Origin of the sequence: Yersinia artesiana (assembly GCF_902726545.1) — a bacterium.
Classification (GTDB): Bacteria; Pseudomonadota; Gammaproteobacteria; order Enterobacterales; family Enterobacteriaceae; genus Yersinia; species Yersinia artesiana.
Genome location: NZ_CACVAD010000078.1, coordinates 1 through 15,724, shown reverse-complemented (window position 1 = coordinate 15,724; position 15,724 = coordinate 1). Strand labels below are relative to the sequence as shown.

Sequence of the window (15,724 nt, the reverse complement as noted above, 5' to 3'; positions counted from 1 at the left end):
ATATATTTATTATAAAAGTGATTTCATTTTGTCATTAATAACGACTTTATTTAGCCACTAATAGGAACGGTTGTTTCGAATGTCAATGTAGATATTAAAAATGCTATTATTTATATCCGATAGCGGATATTGCTGAATAATAGGGGTTAGGCAGCATAACCCCTATCATATATCAAAGCTTTTCTAAATGTTTGGCGACTTCGGTAATGCTCTCTTCGGGTTCCGGTGCTTCATTGACCCAGGCTGAGGTCAGTCGATAAGAGATGGCTAATACCACTGGGCCGATAAATAAGCCAATCATACCGAATGACAGCAAACCACCAATAACGCCAGACAGAATTAATATCATCGGCATATCGGCTTCCATTCGGATCAGATAAGGCCGTAATACGTTATCCATGGTACCGACGATACAACTCCACACCAGCAATATCGTGCCCCAGGTTGAATCACCGGTCCAGTAGAGCCAAATGACAGCGGGTATCAGTATTAGCAATGGCCCTAGTTGCGCAACACAACAAATAAACATTAAGACGGTAAACAACGTCGCGTATTGAATTCCGGCAATAGCGAGGCCAATTCCACCTAACACGGCTTGCACCAGTGCGGTAACCACCACCCCCAACGCCACTGCTCGAATCGCTTTTGCTGCCAGTACCACCACGGCATCCCCGCGTTTATCGGCCGCTCGCACCGCAAAATGGCGAATGCCCAAACCCACTTGTTCGCCATGGAAATAGAGCAAAATACTAAATAGCACCATCAGCGCCAAATGAATCAAGAAGTAGCCGATATGCGCTGCTTGTGCGACCAACCAGGTGGCCGCGGCACCGACATAGGGCTGAATTTTGGCGATCAGCACATTGCCACCACCGGCAATCAGTGAATGCCAACCGCTGTAAAGTTTGCTACCCACCATGGGAATTGATTTTAGCCAGATAACATCCGGCATTTTTAAATTGGATGGACTGGATGCCCACTGGATCAGCGGGCCACTGTTTTCAACCAGGCTGCTGACCAGCAGGGCAATGGGGATCACGAACAGTAAAACCAGCAGAATGGTCATAATAATCGCGGCCAACCAGCGTTTGCCCCATAAGATTTTTTGTAGCCTGATCAGTAAAGGCCAGGTGGCAATCACCACCATGCCAGCCCAGGCAAATCCCATGATAAAGGGTTGTACCACCCAAAAACTGGCGATAATCATTATCATAATGAATATCACCCCAAACATCAGTTTGGGTAAATCGAAACGACGTGGCTGTGGGTAATTCATCAGGGGGTTCTCACTTCACAAATCATGGCAAGGTGGCCATCGCACTGTTTTATTTGTACTCATTAGAAAATGCACTAATGAGATATTTACACCAATCTTATTCAGGGTCAGCTGTAATCATGGTGTATTTCAGCGGTTTTTAACAGATACACTTGAGTTTTACTGCTGTATTTTTGTCAAAAAAGAATGAGGCGGTTGGTTTAATATAAATCTGATTGCAGTAAAAGTGATGTAACAGCGCGTCGTGATTGTGGTTTGATTATTATTTGCGCAATATAAAATTTTGATACTTAATAGTTTATTACGGTATTTAACCTTGGTCGCCAGACATCTCTTTCCCATCGTTCTGAATTGGTATAAATCGTTCGACAAAGGTGATTATTAACAGATAGTCTTTCAACGGAACAGTCCTTAAAACAAACACACATATAGATAGGGTCACACTAATGATCCCACAGATTTCTCAAGCGCCGGGTGTTATTCAGTTGGTGCTGGATTTTTTGGATGCTTTGAAGCAAAACGGATTCACCGGCGATAGCGCCACCAATTATGCCGATCGCCTGACCATGGCGACGGACAACAGTATTTATCAACTGCTGCCTGATGCCGTTATCTTTCCGCGCTCGACGGCGGATGTTGCACTGATTGGCCGTCTGGCGGGGCAGGAAACTTTTAAATCGTTGGTCTTTACGCCACGCGGTGGTGGCACCGGAACCAACGGGCAGGCATTGAATACCGGCATTGTGGTGGATATGTCGCGCCATATGAACCGTATTCTGGATATCAATGTGGAGCAAGGCTGGGTGCGGGTTGAAGCGGGGGTGATTAAAGATCAACTTAATCAATACTTGCGCCCATTTGGTTATTTCTTCTCACCGGAATTATCCACCAGTAATCGCGCCACATTGGGCGGGATGATTAATACTGATGCTTCTGGTCAGGGTTCATTGGTCTATGGCAAAACCTCCGACCATGTGCTGGGTTTGCGCGCTATTTTGCTGGGTGGCGAGATGCTGGATACTCGCGCGATGCCGACGCCATTGGCGGAAACGATTGCGCAGGAAGATTCCGTCACCGGGCGCATTTACCACACGGTGCTCAATCGCTGTCGGGATCAACGGGCGCTGATCCTGGAGAAATTCCCTAAATTAAACCGCTTCCTGACCGGTTATGATTTGCGCCATGTGTTCAGTGATGACCTGCAAACATTTGATCTGACACGTATTTTAACCGGCGCGGAAGGGACTCTGGCCTTTATTACCGAAGCCACACTGGACATCACGCCACTGCCAAAAGTACGCCGTTTGGTGAATGTGAAGTATGACTCTTTCGATTCGGCACTGCGCAACGCGCCTTTTATGGTGGAAGCCAAAGCGCTGTCAGTGGAAACCGTGGACTCAAAAGTCCTTAATTTGGCGAAAGAGGATATTGTCTGGCACTCGGTCAAAGAACTGATTACGGATGTTCCGGATAAAGAGATGCTGGGGCTGAATATTGTCGAGTTCGCCGGTGATGATAAGGCGCTGATTGACAGCCAAATGGAATCACTTTGCCAACGTTTGGATGATTTGATGGCGGCCCGCGAAGGCGGAGTGATTGGCTATCAGATTTGCAGTGATTTGGCCGGGATTGAGCGCATTTATGGTATGCGCAAAAAAGCGGTTGGTTTACTGGGTAACAGTAAAGGGCAAGCCAAACCTATCCCCTTTGCGGAAGATACATGTGTGCCGCCGCACCATTTAGCCGATTATATTGTGGAATTCCGTCAGTTGCTGGATAGCCATAATCTGACCTATGGCATGTTTGGTCATGTTGATGCCGGCGTGTTGCATGTTCGTCCGGCGCTGGATATGTGCGATCCGCAACAAGAAATGCTGATGAAGCAAATTTCTGATCAAGTGGTGCAATTGACGGCGCGCTATGGCGGCTTATTGTGGGGGGAGCACGGTAAAGGCTTTCGCGCGGAATATAGCCCCGAATTCTTCGGCGAGGTGCTGTATCATGAATTGCGGCAGATAAAATCCGCATTTGACCCTGATAATCGACTGAATCCCGGTAAAATCTGCTCTCCACTGGGGAGCGACGCCCCGATGATGACAGTCGATACGTCTGACAAACGCGGCACTCTGGACAGACGTATTCCGCTCTCCGTGAGAACTTCATTCCGTGGCGCGATGGAGTGCAATGGCAACGGATTATGTTTTAACTTTGATGCTCGCAGCCCCATGTGCCCGTCGATGAAAATAACCGGTGACCGAATCCATTCACCAAAAGGACGAGCCACCTTGGTGCGGGAATGGCTACGGCTGCTATCCGAACAAGGGGTTGACCCGGTGGCACTGGAAAAGGGGCTGGCGGCTCGGCGGCCAAGTTTGCGTGGGCTGATTGAAAAGACGCGCAATACCTGGCACGCCAGTCAGGGAGATTATGATTTCTCGCATGAAGTGAAAGAGGCGATGTCGGGTTGTTTAGCATGCAAAGCTTGCTCGACGCAATGTCCAATAAAGATTGATGTGCCGGGCTTTCGCTCCCGCTTCCTGCAGTTGTATCACACCCGCTATCATCGGCCGCTGCGTGATTATGTGGTCGCCGGAGTGGAAGACTATGCCCCGTTGATGGCGAAAGCGCCTACAGTGTTTAACTTCTTCCTCAAGCAACCTTGGGTTGGTGCGTTAAGCCGCAAAAGCATCGGTATGGTGGATTTGCCACTGCTTTCCAGCCCAACCTTGAAGCAGTCATTGTCCGGTCATTATGCCAGCACCATGACACTGGAACAGTTGGAGAAGTTGCCGGATGCAGAGCGCCGTCAGCATGTTTTGATAGTGCAAGACCCCTTCACCAGCTACTACGATGCACAGGTGGTCGCCGATTTTGTTCGGCTGGTGGAGAAGTTAGGTTTTAATCCGGTGTTGCTGCCATTTTCACCGAATGGCAAAGCGCAGCATATCAAAGGGTTCCTGCAACGTTTTGCTAAAACGGCAAGGAAAACCGCTGATTTTCTTAATCGCATTGCCCTATTGGGGATGCCAATGGTCGGGGTTGATCCGGCTCTGGTGCTCTGTTATCGCGATGAATACAAAGAAATTTTGGGTGATTCTCGTGGTGACTTCAATGTACAACTGGTACATGAGTGGTTGCACGAGGCTGTGGCTGAACAACAAGAGCAACAAATGACCGGTGAACCTTGGTATCTGTTTGGCCATTGTACCGAAACGACGGCATTGCCGGCCAGCAGTCAGCACTGGGCCGCGATATTCTCCCGCTATGGCGCCAAACTGGAAAACGTCAGCGTCGGCTGTTGTGGCATGGCTGGAACCTATGGTCATGAAGCAAAAAACCTCGATAACTCGTTAGGTATTTATGCACTATCCTGGCAACAGGCATTGCAAAAGCTGCCAGCAAAACGTTGTTTAGCGACCGGTTATTCTTGCCGCAGTCAGGTTAAGCGTATTGAAGGCAATGGCATACGGCATCCATTGCAAGCGCTACTTGAATTGGTTTAAGCTTTGCCAGCCATTAACATTTCTGCAACCTCGAGTGGGAAGGGAAAAAGGATGCTTTGGAAACGCACAGCGACGCTGGAACAGTTAAACCAACAGAGCCAGGGCTGCATGGTCGGGCATTTGGGCATAGAATTTACCCGATTCTCCGATGACGAACTGGAAGCCACGATGCCGGTAGATAATCGGACAACTCAACCCTTTGGTTTGCTGCATGGCGGGGCGTCAGTGGTGTTGGCGGAATCACTGGGCTCGATGGCCGGCTATTTATGTACCACTGAGGGGCAGAACATCGTGGGATTGGAAATCAACGCTAACCATCTAAAAGCGGTAAAGTCCGGCAAAGTGCGCGGTTGTTGTCGTGCTATTCATGTTGGACGCAGCCATCAGGTTTGGCAGATTGAGATTTTTGATGAACAAAACCGCCTGTGTTGCACCTCTCGTTTGACCACTGCGGTATTATCCCCAGCAAAATAACCAACCTAAATATAAGTATATCTATTGCTCAGGGCCATTTGTGGGCCTTGAGCAATATCATTCATTACCGCATCTTTCTTGTACCGATCTCCTGACAACTTTGTTTATCTGATAAATGCGGCGAATCTCTCTGATAGGTTCCCCCTGAGGGGGTTTTCAGCTAAAGTTAATGGAGAAATAGGTATTTTTTATGAATGTTTAAAAAATACCGAGGTTAACTGTAATTAGCCTCTGATATAGCAAGGGATTCGGGCATCGCTGTCGTAATTATTGTTTTATTTCATGGCGATAAAAGTGTGTTTGTTTACCCAGACTTCTCCGGCCATCGCAGCATGCTTCTTTCGTTGCCGCCTCATTTGAGGTCTAAACGGCACTTTTCTTAATATCCCTGCAAAACAAACGGTTGAAGTGATAATTATTATCACTACCATTGTGAACAATCTGTGTTGATTTACCCATAATCAGCCAGCTAATTATTAAGAGATAGAAGGTGGGGCATATGCAACAGGAATCCGTCGGGACATTTTCACTTGATGATAATGTTTGGCAAGGCGTTACGATCACCGACAGCGCCGCGGCGCAAATTACACGGCTCATGCAACAGGATCCTGAAATAAAAGGGTTGCAGCTGGGGGTCAAGCAATCAGGCTGTGCCGGTTTTGCTTATGTAATGGATATGGCTAAAGAGCCAGCCAGTGATGCTTTGGTTTTCGAGCATGGTAGTGCCAGACTTTACGTACCTCTGAAAGCGATGCCGTTTATTGATGGCACCGTGGTGGATTATGTCCGCGAAGGGCTAAATCAGATTTTTAAATTTAATAATCCTAAAGCTCAGCACGCCTGCGGGTGTGGCGAGAGCTTTGGCGTTTGAGCGATGTAAACGAAATGACACGAAGCAATGTAGAAGTTCCAGATGATGTGCAGGCTTGGGTCAGCGATGGTCGCTACAAAGAAGGCTTTTTTACCCAACTTGCGACTGATGAGTTGGCGAAGGGCATCAATGAAGATGTGATTCGCGCCATTTCTGCCAAGCGTAATGAACCTGAATGGATGCTGGAGTTTCGCCTCGGGGCTTATCGCAGTTGGTTAGAAATGGAAGAGCCGCATTGGCTGAAAGCACATTATAAAAGTCTGGATTATCAGGATTACAGCTATTACTCAGCGCCATCCTGCGGTAGCTGTGATGATAACTGTGGTTCGCAATCCGGCGCACTGCAGCAATCATCCGCTGAAGATTCAGCCGCGCACACCATGAATGAGTATCTCACCGCTGAGGTAGAGTCTGCGTTTGCTCAGCTTGGGGTGCCGGTGCGGGAAGGGGCTGAAGTGGCGGTTGATGCCATTTTTGACTCGGTTTCTGTGGCGACCACCTATCGCGGTAAATTGGCCGAGCAAGGTATTATTTTCTGCTCATTCGGTGAAGCCATTCAGGAATACCCCGATTTAGTGCGTAAATATTTGGGATCAGTGGTTCCCGCCAAAGATAACTTTTTTGCCGCGTTGAATGCGGCGGTCGCCTCTGACGGTACTTTTGTCTATGTGCCCAAAGGGGTGCGCTGCCCAATGGAGCTATCCACTTACTTTCGTATCAATGCCGCCAAAACCGGTCAGTTTGAGCGCACTATCCTGATTGCCGATGAAGACAGCTATGTGAGTTATATCGAAGGGTGTTCTGCGCCGGTTCGTGATAGCTATCAGTTGCATGCTGCGGTGGTTGAGGTCATTTTGCACAAAAATGCAGAAGTGAAATATTCGACAGTGCAGAACTGGTTTGCCGGGGCCGACAGTACCGGCGGTATTCTCAACTTTGTGACCAAACGGGCGCTGTGTGAAGGTGAGGGTTCTAAAATGTCATGGACCCAATCTGAAACCGGCTCGGCCATTACCTGGAAATACCCAAGTGTCATTTTGCAGGGCGATAACTCTATCGGCGAATTCTTCTCGGTCGCATTAACCAACGGTCATCAGCAAGCGGATACCGGCACCAAGATGATCCATATTGGCAAAAACACCAAATCAACCATTATCGCCAAAGGGATCTCTGCGGGGCACAGCCAAAATACCTATCGTGGGCTGGTAAAAATCCTACCTGGTGCGGATAACGCCCGTAACTTCACCCAATGTGACTCAATGCTGATTGGCCCGGATTCCGGCGCACATACCTTCCCTTATGTGGAAGTGCGTAATAACACCGCACAGCTAGAGCATGAGGCGACAACCTCAAAAATTGGTGATGACCAACTGTTTTATTGCTTGCAACGCGGCATTAGCGAAGATGATGCCATCTCAATGATTGTTAACGGTTTCTGTAAGGATGTGTTCTCCGAGTTGCCACTGGAGTTTGCCGTGGAAGCCCAGAAATTGCTAGCCATCAGCCTGGAACACAGTGTTGGTTAAGTCTCAGTTGAATAAGCATTCGCAGAGTTTTGCGCGCCTGCGCACCAAGGAAACTTATGTTAAGCATTAAGAATTTAAAAGTCAGTGTGGAAGGTAACGAGATCCTCAAAGGTTTGGATTTGGAGATCAAACCCGGCGAAGTGCATGCCATTATGGGGCCAAACGGATCAGGGAAAAGTACCTTGTCTGCGGCGCTGGCCGGGCGGGAAGAATATGAAGTCACTGCGGGTAGTGTGACGTTCAAAGGTAAAGACTTGCTGGAACTCGACCCCGAAGATCGGGCGGGCGAGGGCGTGTTTTTGGCTTTCCAATATCCGGTAGAAATTCCGGGCGTCAGCAACCATTTCTTCCTGCAAACTGCCGTCAATGCGGTACGTAAATATCGCCAACAAGAACCACTGGATCGTTTTGATTTCGCAGATTTTATCGAAGAGAAAATTGAACTGCTCAAAATGCCGTCAGACTTACTGACCCGATCAGTGAATGTGGGCTTCTCAGGCGGAGAGAAGAAGCGTAACGATATCTTACAGATGGCCGCACTGGAACCTTCGTTATGCATTCTGGATGAAACCGATTCTGGTCTGGATATTGATGCACTGAAAATTGTCGCCAACGGGGTGAACTCACTGCGCAATCAAGATCGTGCTTTTATTATCGTGACTCACTATCAGCGCATCCTCGATTACGTCAAACCTGACTTTGTGCATGTGTTGTATCAGGGGCGAATCATTAAGTCCGGTGATTTCACGCTGGTGAAACAGTTGGAGGAGCAAGGCTATGGCTGGCTTACCGACCAACAGTAACATGCTGGAACAGCAACGTATTCTTGAAAAACAGCGCGCGGATGCGTTGCTACATTTTGGTCAATTGTTTAAACAGAATCAAAAGCTTAAACAGCACCAAAGTGATCAGCGTGCCGAGGCGACGGCACATTGGCAACAGGTGCTGCAATTGGGCTTTCCCGGCATCAAGCATGAAGACTGGAAGTACACGCCACTGGAGCGTTTACTGGCGCACAATTTCAGCTTTGCGCCCGCCGCGGCAGTCACGGCGACTCAGCGTGATGATCTCTCATTGATCAAAGATGCGCACCGTGTGGTTTTCATTGATGGCAGATATTCCCCTGAGTTGAGCGACCACGATTGTGGCCCGTATCAACTGACGCACGCGACAGAAAACACCTCATTCCCTGCGGCTATTCAGTCGGAAATATTTTTGCATCTGACAGAAAGTCTGGCTCAGGAAAATCTACATATTCGCCTGCCTGTCGGGAAACACAGCGACAAACCGCTTTATCTGCTGCATATCAGCTCAGGTAAGGGTTCTGAAGTGGTGAATACTAGCCATTATCGTCATCACTTGGCGATTGAGGCGAGTGCGCAGGCTGAGGTTATTGAGCATTTTGTTAGCCTCAATGAGCAGCCGCATTTTACTGGCGCGCGGCTGACTATTTCAGTGGGTGATAATGCTGAGCTGAGTCATTGCAAACTGGCATTTGAAACACCGCAAAGCTATCACTTTGCCCATAACGATTTGGTGTTAAGCCGCGATGCACGGGCCAAGAGCTACAGTTTCTTGCTCGGCGCGGGGCTAACGCGTCACAATACCAGCGCCCAGCTAAATGGCGAGGGTGCCACTTTATCCATCAATAGCCTGCTGCTGCCAATCGGGCGCGAAATTTGTGATACCCGCACCTATCTGGAGCATAACAAGGGCTATTGTGAAAGCCGCCAGTTGCACAAAACCATAGTGCGCGAACGGGGCAAAGCGGTCTTTAATGGCATGATTAAAGTGGCTCAGCACGCCTTAAAAACTGACGGGCAAATGACCAACAATAACTTGTTGCTCAGTAAGTTGGCTGAAGTTGATACCAAACCACAGTTGGAAATTTATGCCGATGACGTGAAGTGCAGCCACGGGGCTACCGTTGGGCGTATTGATGCAGAACAGCTGTTTTATCTGCAATCACGCGGTATCAATCAGGCAGATGCACAGCAAATGATTATTTTTGCTTTTGCCGCAGAATTGACTGAAGCCATTCATCACGAATCCATCCGCAAAGTGGTGTTGGCGCGCATTGCAGAGCGGTTGGCTAGGGAGTCGCTATGAGTTTCTCTATCGGACAAGCCAGTATCGGGCAGATCAGAGCCGATTTTCCACTGCTTAGCCGTGAGGTTAACGGTCAGCCGTTGGCGTATCTCGACAGCGCCGCCAGTGCGCAGAAACCACAAATAGTGATTGATAGAGAGCTTAACTTCTATCGTGAGGGTTATGCGGCGGTTCATCGCGGTATCCATACCTTGAGCGCGGAAGCGACTGGGCAGATGGAAGCGGTGCGCAGCCAGGTGGCTGACTTTATTAACGCAGCTTCTGCCGAAGAAATTGTTTTTGTCAAAGGCACCACCGAAGCCATCAATCTGGTGGCTAACAGCTATGGCCGCCATTTTTTGCAAGCCGGTGACAGTATTATCATTACCGAAATGGAGCATCACGCCAATATTGTGCCGTGGCAGATGCTGGCAAAAGAAATTGGCATCGAAATTCGTGTCTGGCCGCTGACGGCAACCGGAGAGCTGGAACTTACTGCGCTAGCAGGGCTGATGGATAACACCACCAGGCTGCTGGCGATCACTCAGGTGTCCAATGTGCTGGGGACAGTGAACCCCATTAAAGAAATCGTGGCGCAAGCCAAAGCTGCCGGTTTGGTGGTGCTGGTGGATGGCGCTCAGGCTGTCATGCATCAAACCGTCGATGTACAAGATCTGGGCTGTGATTTCTATGTCTTCTCCGGTCACAAACTGTATGGGCCATCGGGCATTGGTATCTTGTACGGCAAGAGTGAATTGCTACAGCAAATGCCGCCGTGGGAAGGGGGCGGGGCGATGATTAAAACCGTCAGCCTAACGCAAGGCACAACCTTTGCTGATGCGCCATGGCGTTTTGAAGCGGGTTCGCCAAATACCGCCGGAATTATGGGGCTGGGTGCAGCAATCAGTTATGTGAATGGGTTGGGGTTGGATAATATCCAGCAATATGAACAATCGCTGATGCAGTATGCATTGGAGCAACTGAGCCAGATAAAAAGTCTGACACTTTATGGCCCAGCAGAGCGGGCAGGGGTGATAGCGTTTAATCTGGGGCAACACCATGCCTATGATGTGGGCAGCTTCCTGGATCAATACGGCATTGCCATTCGTACCGGACATCACTGCGCCATGCCGCTGATGGCGTTCTATCAAGTCCCGAGTATGTGTCGTGCGTCACTGGCACTGTATAATACCCACGAGGAAGTGGATCGCCTGGTGGCCGGATTACTGCGCATCGAAAAACTACTGGGCTAGCGCAGACAGTTCGCGACAATGCACCTTAAAGCCGACTATCATTTTAAACAGTCGGCTTTTATTTTTACTTTAGGACGAGTGTTATGGCTGGTTTGCCAGATAAAGATAAATTGATTCGTAACTTTTCCCGTTGTTTGAATTGGGAAGAAAAATACCTGTATGTCATTGAGTTGGGTGCACAGCTACCGCCATTAACTGAGCAGCAGCGCCAGCCTGAGAACCTTATTTCGGGCTGCCAAAGCCAGGTATGGATCGCCATGACACGTTCAGCCGAGGGAGCAGTGGCTTTTGCCGGTGATAGCGATGCCGCTATTGTCAAAGGTCTGGTCGCAGTAGTGTTTATTCTGTATCAAGGTTTGACACCGCAACAGATAATTGATCTTGATGTTCGACCATTTTTTGCCGATTTAGCCCTGAGTCAGCATCTAACCCCTTCGCGTTCCCAAGGCCTTGAAGCCATGATCCGCGCTATTCGTGCTAAAGCAGCGGCACTGCAAGCTGGCTAATTCATGTCTACATTTTGTGCTTTATTCACCCGTGGCTGAGCATTTTTGCGTCATGGGTCACAGTATTAAAATGGTGGAATTTCAGCAGCTTAAATCGCCCTCCCGGTTGGAAAAAGCATAATAAATTACATTGTAACACCTTGATTTCTAGAGATATAAATTGCCTTTATAATAATGACTGTTACTATATGGTGGCCTTATTATTGGCTGCTAAAATTAACGTAGATAGCCGAATCGAATTTTAAGAAGTGATGTAGGAACTAAGCATGAAACGTGCATTAACTTTGATTGGTATGTTATTCGCAACTTGTCTGGCGGGAAGTATCACCGCTGCCAATGCGACCGAGTATCCTCTGCCACCAGCCAATAGTCGTCTAATTGGTGAAAATACTACCTATACTGTTCCAAATGATGGCCGTCCGCTGGAGGCTATTGCTGCCGACTATAAAATCGGTTTGTTGGGGATGCTGGAAGCTAACCCAGGCGCTGACCCGTATTTGCCGTTACCCGGTTCAGTGTTAACTATCCCGACTCAGATGTTGCTGCCTGATACCCCGCGTGAAGGTATCGTCATCAACCTGGCTGAACTGCGTCTTTATTATTACCCTAAGGGCCAGAACAAAGTCATCGTATACCCAATCGGTATCGGCCAGTTGGGGCGTAATACTCCAACGATGACGACTTCTGTCAGTCAAAAGATCCCGAACCCAACCTGGACGCCAACGGCAAATATCCGTAAGCACTATGCGGCTGAAGGTGTGACTTTGCCAGCAGTGGTGCCAGCCGGCCCAGAAAACCCTATGGGTCTGTTTGCCATGCGTTTGGCTGCCGGTGGCGGTGAATACCTGATCCACGGAACCAACGCTAACTTCGGCATTGGTATGCGAGTCAGCTCCGGCTGCATTCGTCTACGCCCAGATGATATTGAAGCGCTGTTCAAAGCTGTACCGAAAGGCACCCGCGTTCAGATCATCAACGAGCCGGTTAAATATTCCGTTGAGCCAGATGGCAAGCGTTATGTGGAAGTTCATCAGCCGTTGTCTCGTGTAGATAGTGATGATCCGCAAACGATGCCAATTGCTATCAGCAGCGGCTTGCAGAAATTTATCAATGATAGCCAGACTGATGCACAAGTGGTTCAGGAAGCGATTGTACGCCGCGCTGGCATGCCGGTTATCGTGACCGTAGGTGAGACTGCCCCTGTGCAAGCTCCGACTGCTGTAGCCCCTCAGAGCGAGCCAGAAGCACAACCACAGAGTGAAGGTCAGCAACCCTCTGAACAAGAAATTCCTAAGTTGGTTCAGCCAGGCCCGGTTTACTCAGCAGCGAACTAAGCTTTAATACACCTAAGCTTTAACACATCTAAGCTTTAACGTATCTGAGCCACGGCAGTTAGCGCCGTGGCTCAATTTTTTGCGTGTTGGCATAGTGAATAAGTTGATGATGAAGTCGATGGTTAGAGAGGGGTATAACAGGGAAAGTGACCGTCAGAGACGGGTTCCTGCGAGGTAAAAAAAATGGCGCACAATGTGCGCCATTTTTCATTCAGGAAGTAATATTACTTCTTGTAAGCGTGAGCTTGGTTGTCAAGACGTTGGTTAGCACGTGCTGCATCGTCTTTAGCTGCTTGAACGTCAGAACGGATTGCGTTCACGTCGTTGCTCAGTTGGTCAACTTTAGCGTTCAGAGTCTGAACGTCAGAAGACAGTTGATCGATTTTAGCATTGCTTGAACAACCAGCCAGCATAGTAGAAGCCAGAATTACCGCGCCCAGTACAAGTTTAGTACGATTCATTATTAACACCCTCTAGATTAAGTTAATCTCCATGTAGCGTTACAAGTATTACACAAAGTTTTTTCGAAAGAGAATAAATTTTTAGTATTAGAGGGGTTTATTTTGATCGTTCGCTCAAAGAAGCATCTTGTTTTAAAAAAAAGTTAAAAAAACGAGGTAAAACAGCCGTATTCTTTCGGATAAGTCCTACTCAGGAAAAAGGGTTTGGGGTGCCTAAGATAAAATGGATTTTTCGGAAAGTTTATTTAGCCGTGTTCAAAAAGAAAAACGCCGCTATTGAAAGCGGCGTTTTTAATTAGCGTTTAGTCGTGCGTTAAGATTATAAAACGTGCACGGAAGAGGTATTGGTGGTGCCACTTGGCACTAATGCACCAGAAACCATCACAACAACGTCGCCTTTCTGTGCCAGACCGCTAGCCAGAGCCGCTTCTTTACCGATACGGTAGAAATCATCTGTTGAAGCAATCTCGTTGACCAACTGAGTTATCACGCCTTTGGTCAGAATTAACTGACGAGCGGTTACTTCATTGGTGGTCAGTGCCAAAATGGTCGCTGTTGGGAAGTATTTACGTACTGACTTGGCAGATTTACCACCGCCAGTTGCTACCACGATCACTTTTGCTTCCAGTTTTTCTGCGGTTTCTACTGCACCACGGCAAACGGCTTCAGTGATACGCATTTTGCGATTGTCGTTCAGCGTTTCGATGCGGCTAGGCATGATACGGTCTGTGCGCTCACAGATGGTCGCCATGATGGTAACAGACTCTAATGGGTACTTACCCTTAGCACTTTCACCAGACAGCATCACGGCATCTGTACCGTCCAGAATGGCGTTGGCAACGTCGCCAGCTTCTGCACGGGTAGGGCGTGGGTTTTTGATCATGGAATCGAGCATCTGAGTTGCAGTAATCACAACTTTACGTGCGCGGTTACATTTCTCAATCATCATCTTCTGCGCGAAGATAACTTCTTCAACCGGGATCTCAACACCCAGGTCACCACGAGCAACCATGATACCGTCGGATGCTTCCAGGATTTCGTCGAAGTTATTCAGACCTTCCTGATTTTCAATTTTGGAGATGATCTGGATATGCTCGCCACCGTGGGCTTTCAGGTGTTCACGGATTTCCAATACGTCTGAACGTTTACGGATAAAGGATGCCGCAACGAAGTCCACACCTTGCTCACAACCAAAGATCAGGTCAGCTTTATCTTTTTCAGCCAGTGCTGGCAGTTGGATAGAAACACCTGGCAAGTTAACGCCTTTGTTTTCACCTAAATCACCATTGTTCAACACCTTACATACGACAGTGCTTTCAGTGACTTCGGTGACTTCCATGCCGATCAAACCATCGTCAACCAGCACCGTGTTGCCAATTTTCAGGTCAGCAGCGAAGCCAGGGTAGGTCACCGCAACGATGTTGTTGTTACCAATAACACTTTGATCAGTGGTGAAAGTGAACGTCTGACCTGCAACCAGAGCAGCATCTTTGCCGCCTTCCAGTTTCATGGTGCGAATTTCAGGGCCTTTGGTGTCCAACAAGATACCGGCTTTCAAGCCAGTTTTTGCCATGACAGCACGGATATTCTTGATACGTTGACCATGTTCTTCATAGTCACCGTGGGAGAAGTTTAAGCGCATAACGTTCATGCCAGCTTTCAGCAGGTTCGTCAGCATTTCTTCGGATTCGGTTTTTGGGCCGATGGTACAAACAATTTTAGTCTTTTTCATGACGGATTTTTTCTACAAGTTGTGATGGATTAAAAGCGAATATTCCGTTAAATACAGCAACGGAGTGGAATTTGATTAGTGTCTGGTGTAGCGAAACGTGAGCAAGGAGCAAAACATTACTAAGAATAGATGACAGTTGCGGAAATTGAACGGAAAACTTTAGCACGAGGCTAAGCGCATGATCGGTATACGATGGCGTAAGTGTGAGTTGTATTTTTTTAGCGTATCGGCAGATCAAGATGCTGAAACCATTCAACTGAAACGACGGTTCGTATTATAAGCGGTAAGTCGCGGGAAATGAAATAGAAAACAGAAACTCATTGACGTTTTTTATAAAAATGGCCTATTAGTCGCGCAAACACGGGGAATAACGCTTAATTTGTTGCGCAACAAAAAAAGTTTTTTAACAAATTTAACAAAAAGAAGGTGGAATAATTGTTGAAAACAACATCAAAAGATTGAGGGGGATTGAGTCAGGTTGATTAGCGTAGGGAGATAATAGGTAATGCGAGAGTGGTGCGTCCGAATGGACTCGAACCATCGACCCCCACCATGTCAAGGTGGTGCTCTAACCAACTGAGCTAAGAACGCATTGAAAAAACGAGTAATTTACAATTTCTGGATAATGCGAGAGTGGTGCGTCCGAATGGACTCGAACCATCGACCCCCACCATGTCAAGGTGGTGCTCTAACCAACTGA

12 protein-coding genes and 1 tRNA gene are annotated in these 15,724 nt (G+C 48.1%); 9 read left to right on the top strand and 4 right to left on the bottom strand.

The genetic code is table 11. The features are described from left to right. Positions 1–172 precede the first annotated feature (172 nt). Complete coding sequence (gene ydiK / locus HU019_RS19135; protein ID WP_174847758.1) at positions 173–1,276, bottom strand: AI-2E family transporter YdiK; 1,104 nt, start codon at positions 1,274–1,276, stop codon at positions 173–175. Between the two features lie 446 nt (positions 1,277–1,722). On the opposite strand from ydiK, the gene ydiJ reads away from it, so the two are divergent. The 9 genes from ydiJ to HU019_RS19090 all read left to right on the top strand — a co-directional run bounded on the left by ydiJ (position 1,723) and on the right by HU019_RS19090 (position 12,831). After that, on the top strand, positions 1,723–4,779 hold the full coding sequence (gene ydiJ, locus HU019_RS19130; RefSeq protein WP_174847757.1) for a D-2-hydroxyglutarate dehydrogenase YdiJ: 3,057 nt from the start codon (positions 1,723–1,725) through the stop codon (positions 4,777–4,779). Positions 4,780–4,830: 51 nt separating this feature from the next. After that, a complete protein-coding gene (locus tag HU019_RS19125; protein WP_174847756.1) occupies positions 4,831–5,253 on the top strand; it encodes a hotdog fold thioesterase in 423 nt (140 codons plus the stop codon). A 499-nt stretch (positions 5,254–5,752) separates the two neighbouring features. Further along, positions 5,753–6,124 (top strand): Fe-S cluster assembly scaffold SufA, encoded by a 372-nt coding sequence (gene sufA, locus HU019_RS19120; protein WP_005165616.1) that lies wholly within the window; start codon positions 5,753–5,755, stop codon positions 6,122–6,124. Positions 6,125–6,138: 14 nt separating this feature from the next. Continuing rightward, positions 6,139–7,650, top strand: coding sequence for a Fe-S cluster assembly protein SufB (gene sufB / locus HU019_RS19115; protein ID WP_005169421.1), 1,512 nt, complete (start codon positions 6,139–6,141; stop codon positions 7,648–7,650). 56 nt (positions 7,651–7,706) lie between these two features. Then, positions 7,707–8,453 carry a Fe-S cluster assembly ATPase SufC gene (gene sufC, locus HU019_RS19110; protein WP_174847755.1) on the top strand — a complete coding sequence of 249 codons (747 nt, stop codon included), beginning with the start codon at positions 7,707–7,709 and terminating at the stop codon, positions 8,451–8,453. Further along, positions 8,428–9,759: a Fe-S cluster assembly protein SufD gene (gene sufD / locus HU019_RS19105; protein WP_174847754.1), complete on the top strand. Its 1,332-nt coding sequence runs from the start codon at positions 8,428–8,430 to the stop codon at positions 9,757–9,759. Before sufC ends, sufD begins: the two co-directional genes overlap by 26 nt. After that, positions 9,756–10,991, top strand: coding sequence for a cysteine desulfurase SufS (gene sufS, locus HU019_RS19100; protein ID WP_174847753.1), 1,236 nt, complete (start codon positions 9,756–9,758; stop codon positions 10,989–10,991). The genes sufD and sufS overlap by 4 nt, the downstream gene beginning before the upstream one ends. 83 nt (positions 10,992–11,074) lie before the next feature. Beyond that, positions 11,075–11,497, top strand: a complete 423-nt coding sequence (gene sufE / locus HU019_RS19095; RefSeq protein WP_174847752.1) for a cysteine desulfuration protein SufE — start codon at positions 11,075–11,077, stop codon at positions 11,495–11,497. Positions 11,498–11,763: 266 nt separating this feature from the next. Next, positions 11,764–12,831 (top strand): L,D-transpeptidase family protein, encoded by a 1,068-nt coding sequence (locus HU019_RS19090; RefSeq protein WP_174847751.1) that lies wholly within the window; start codon positions 11,764–11,766, stop codon positions 12,829–12,831. A gap of 224 nt (positions 12,832–13,055) precedes the next feature. On the opposite strand, the gene HU019_RS19085 is transcribed toward HU019_RS19090, so the two are convergent. From HU019_RS19085 to HU019_RS19075, 3 genes are all read right to left on the bottom strand, one after another. Beyond that, the gene (locus HU019_RS19085; RefSeq protein ID WP_005165631.1) at positions 13,056–13,292 is read right to left on the bottom strand and encodes a major outer membrane lipoprotein; all 237 of its coding nucleotides are present in this window, start codon (positions 13,290–13,292) and stop codon (positions 13,056–13,058) included. A 319-nt stretch (positions 13,293–13,611) separates the two neighbouring features. Then, positions 13,612–15,024, bottom strand: a complete 1,413-nt coding sequence (gene pykF / locus HU019_RS19080) for a pyruvate kinase PykF (protein ID WP_005165633.1) — start codon at positions 15,022–15,024, stop codon at positions 13,612–13,614. A 514-nt stretch (positions 15,025–15,538) separates the two neighbouring features. After that, positions 15,539–15,615, bottom strand: a tRNA-Val gene (locus HU019_RS19075). Positions 15,616–15,724 lie beyond the last annotated feature (109 nt).

What these genes read in the sequence shown, in the direction of transcription:
- ydiK (WP_174847758.1), bottom strand. Translation starts at nt 1,276, where the DNA reads ATGAATTACCCACAGCCACGTCGTTTCGATTTACCCAAACTGATGTTT.
- ydiJ (WP_174847757.1), top strand. Translation starts at nt 1,723, where the DNA reads ATGATCCCACAGATTTCTCAAGCGCCGGGTGTTATTCAGTTGGTGCTG.
- HU019_RS19125 (WP_174847756.1), top strand. Translation starts at nt 4,831, where the DNA reads ATGCTTTGGAAACGCACAGCGACGCTGGAACAGTTAAACCAACAGAGC.
- sufA (WP_005165616.1), top strand. Translation starts at nt 5,753, where the DNA reads ATGCAACAGGAATCCGTCGGGACATTTTCACTTGATGATAATGTTTGG.
- sufB (WP_005169421.1), top strand. Translation starts at nt 6,139, where the DNA reads ATGACACGAAGCAATGTAGAAGTTCCAGATGATGTGCAGGCTTGGGTC.
- sufC (WP_174847755.1), top strand. Translation starts at nt 7,707, where the DNA reads ATGTTAAGCATTAAGAATTTAAAAGTCAGTGTGGAAGGTAACGAGATC.
- sufD (WP_174847754.1), top strand. Translation starts at nt 8,428, where the DNA reads ATGGCTGGCTTACCGACCAACAGTAACATGCTGGAACAGCAACGTATT.
- sufS (WP_174847753.1), top strand. Translation starts at nt 9,756, where the DNA reads ATGAGTTTCTCTATCGGACAAGCCAGTATCGGGCAGATCAGAGCCGAT.
- sufE (WP_174847752.1), top strand. Translation starts at nt 11,075, where the DNA reads ATGGCTGGTTTGCCAGATAAAGATAAATTGATTCGTAACTTTTCCCGT.
- HU019_RS19090 (WP_174847751.1), top strand. Translation starts at nt 11,764, where the DNA reads ATGAAACGTGCATTAACTTTGATTGGTATGTTATTCGCAACTTGTCTG.
- HU019_RS19085 (WP_005165631.1), bottom strand. Translation starts at nt 13,292, where the DNA reads ATGAATCGTACTAAACTTGTACTGGGCGCGGTAATTCTGGCTTCTACT.
- pykF (WP_005165633.1), bottom strand. Translation starts at nt 15,024, where the DNA reads ATGAAAAAGACTAAAATTGTTTGTACCATCGGCCCAAAAACCGAATCC.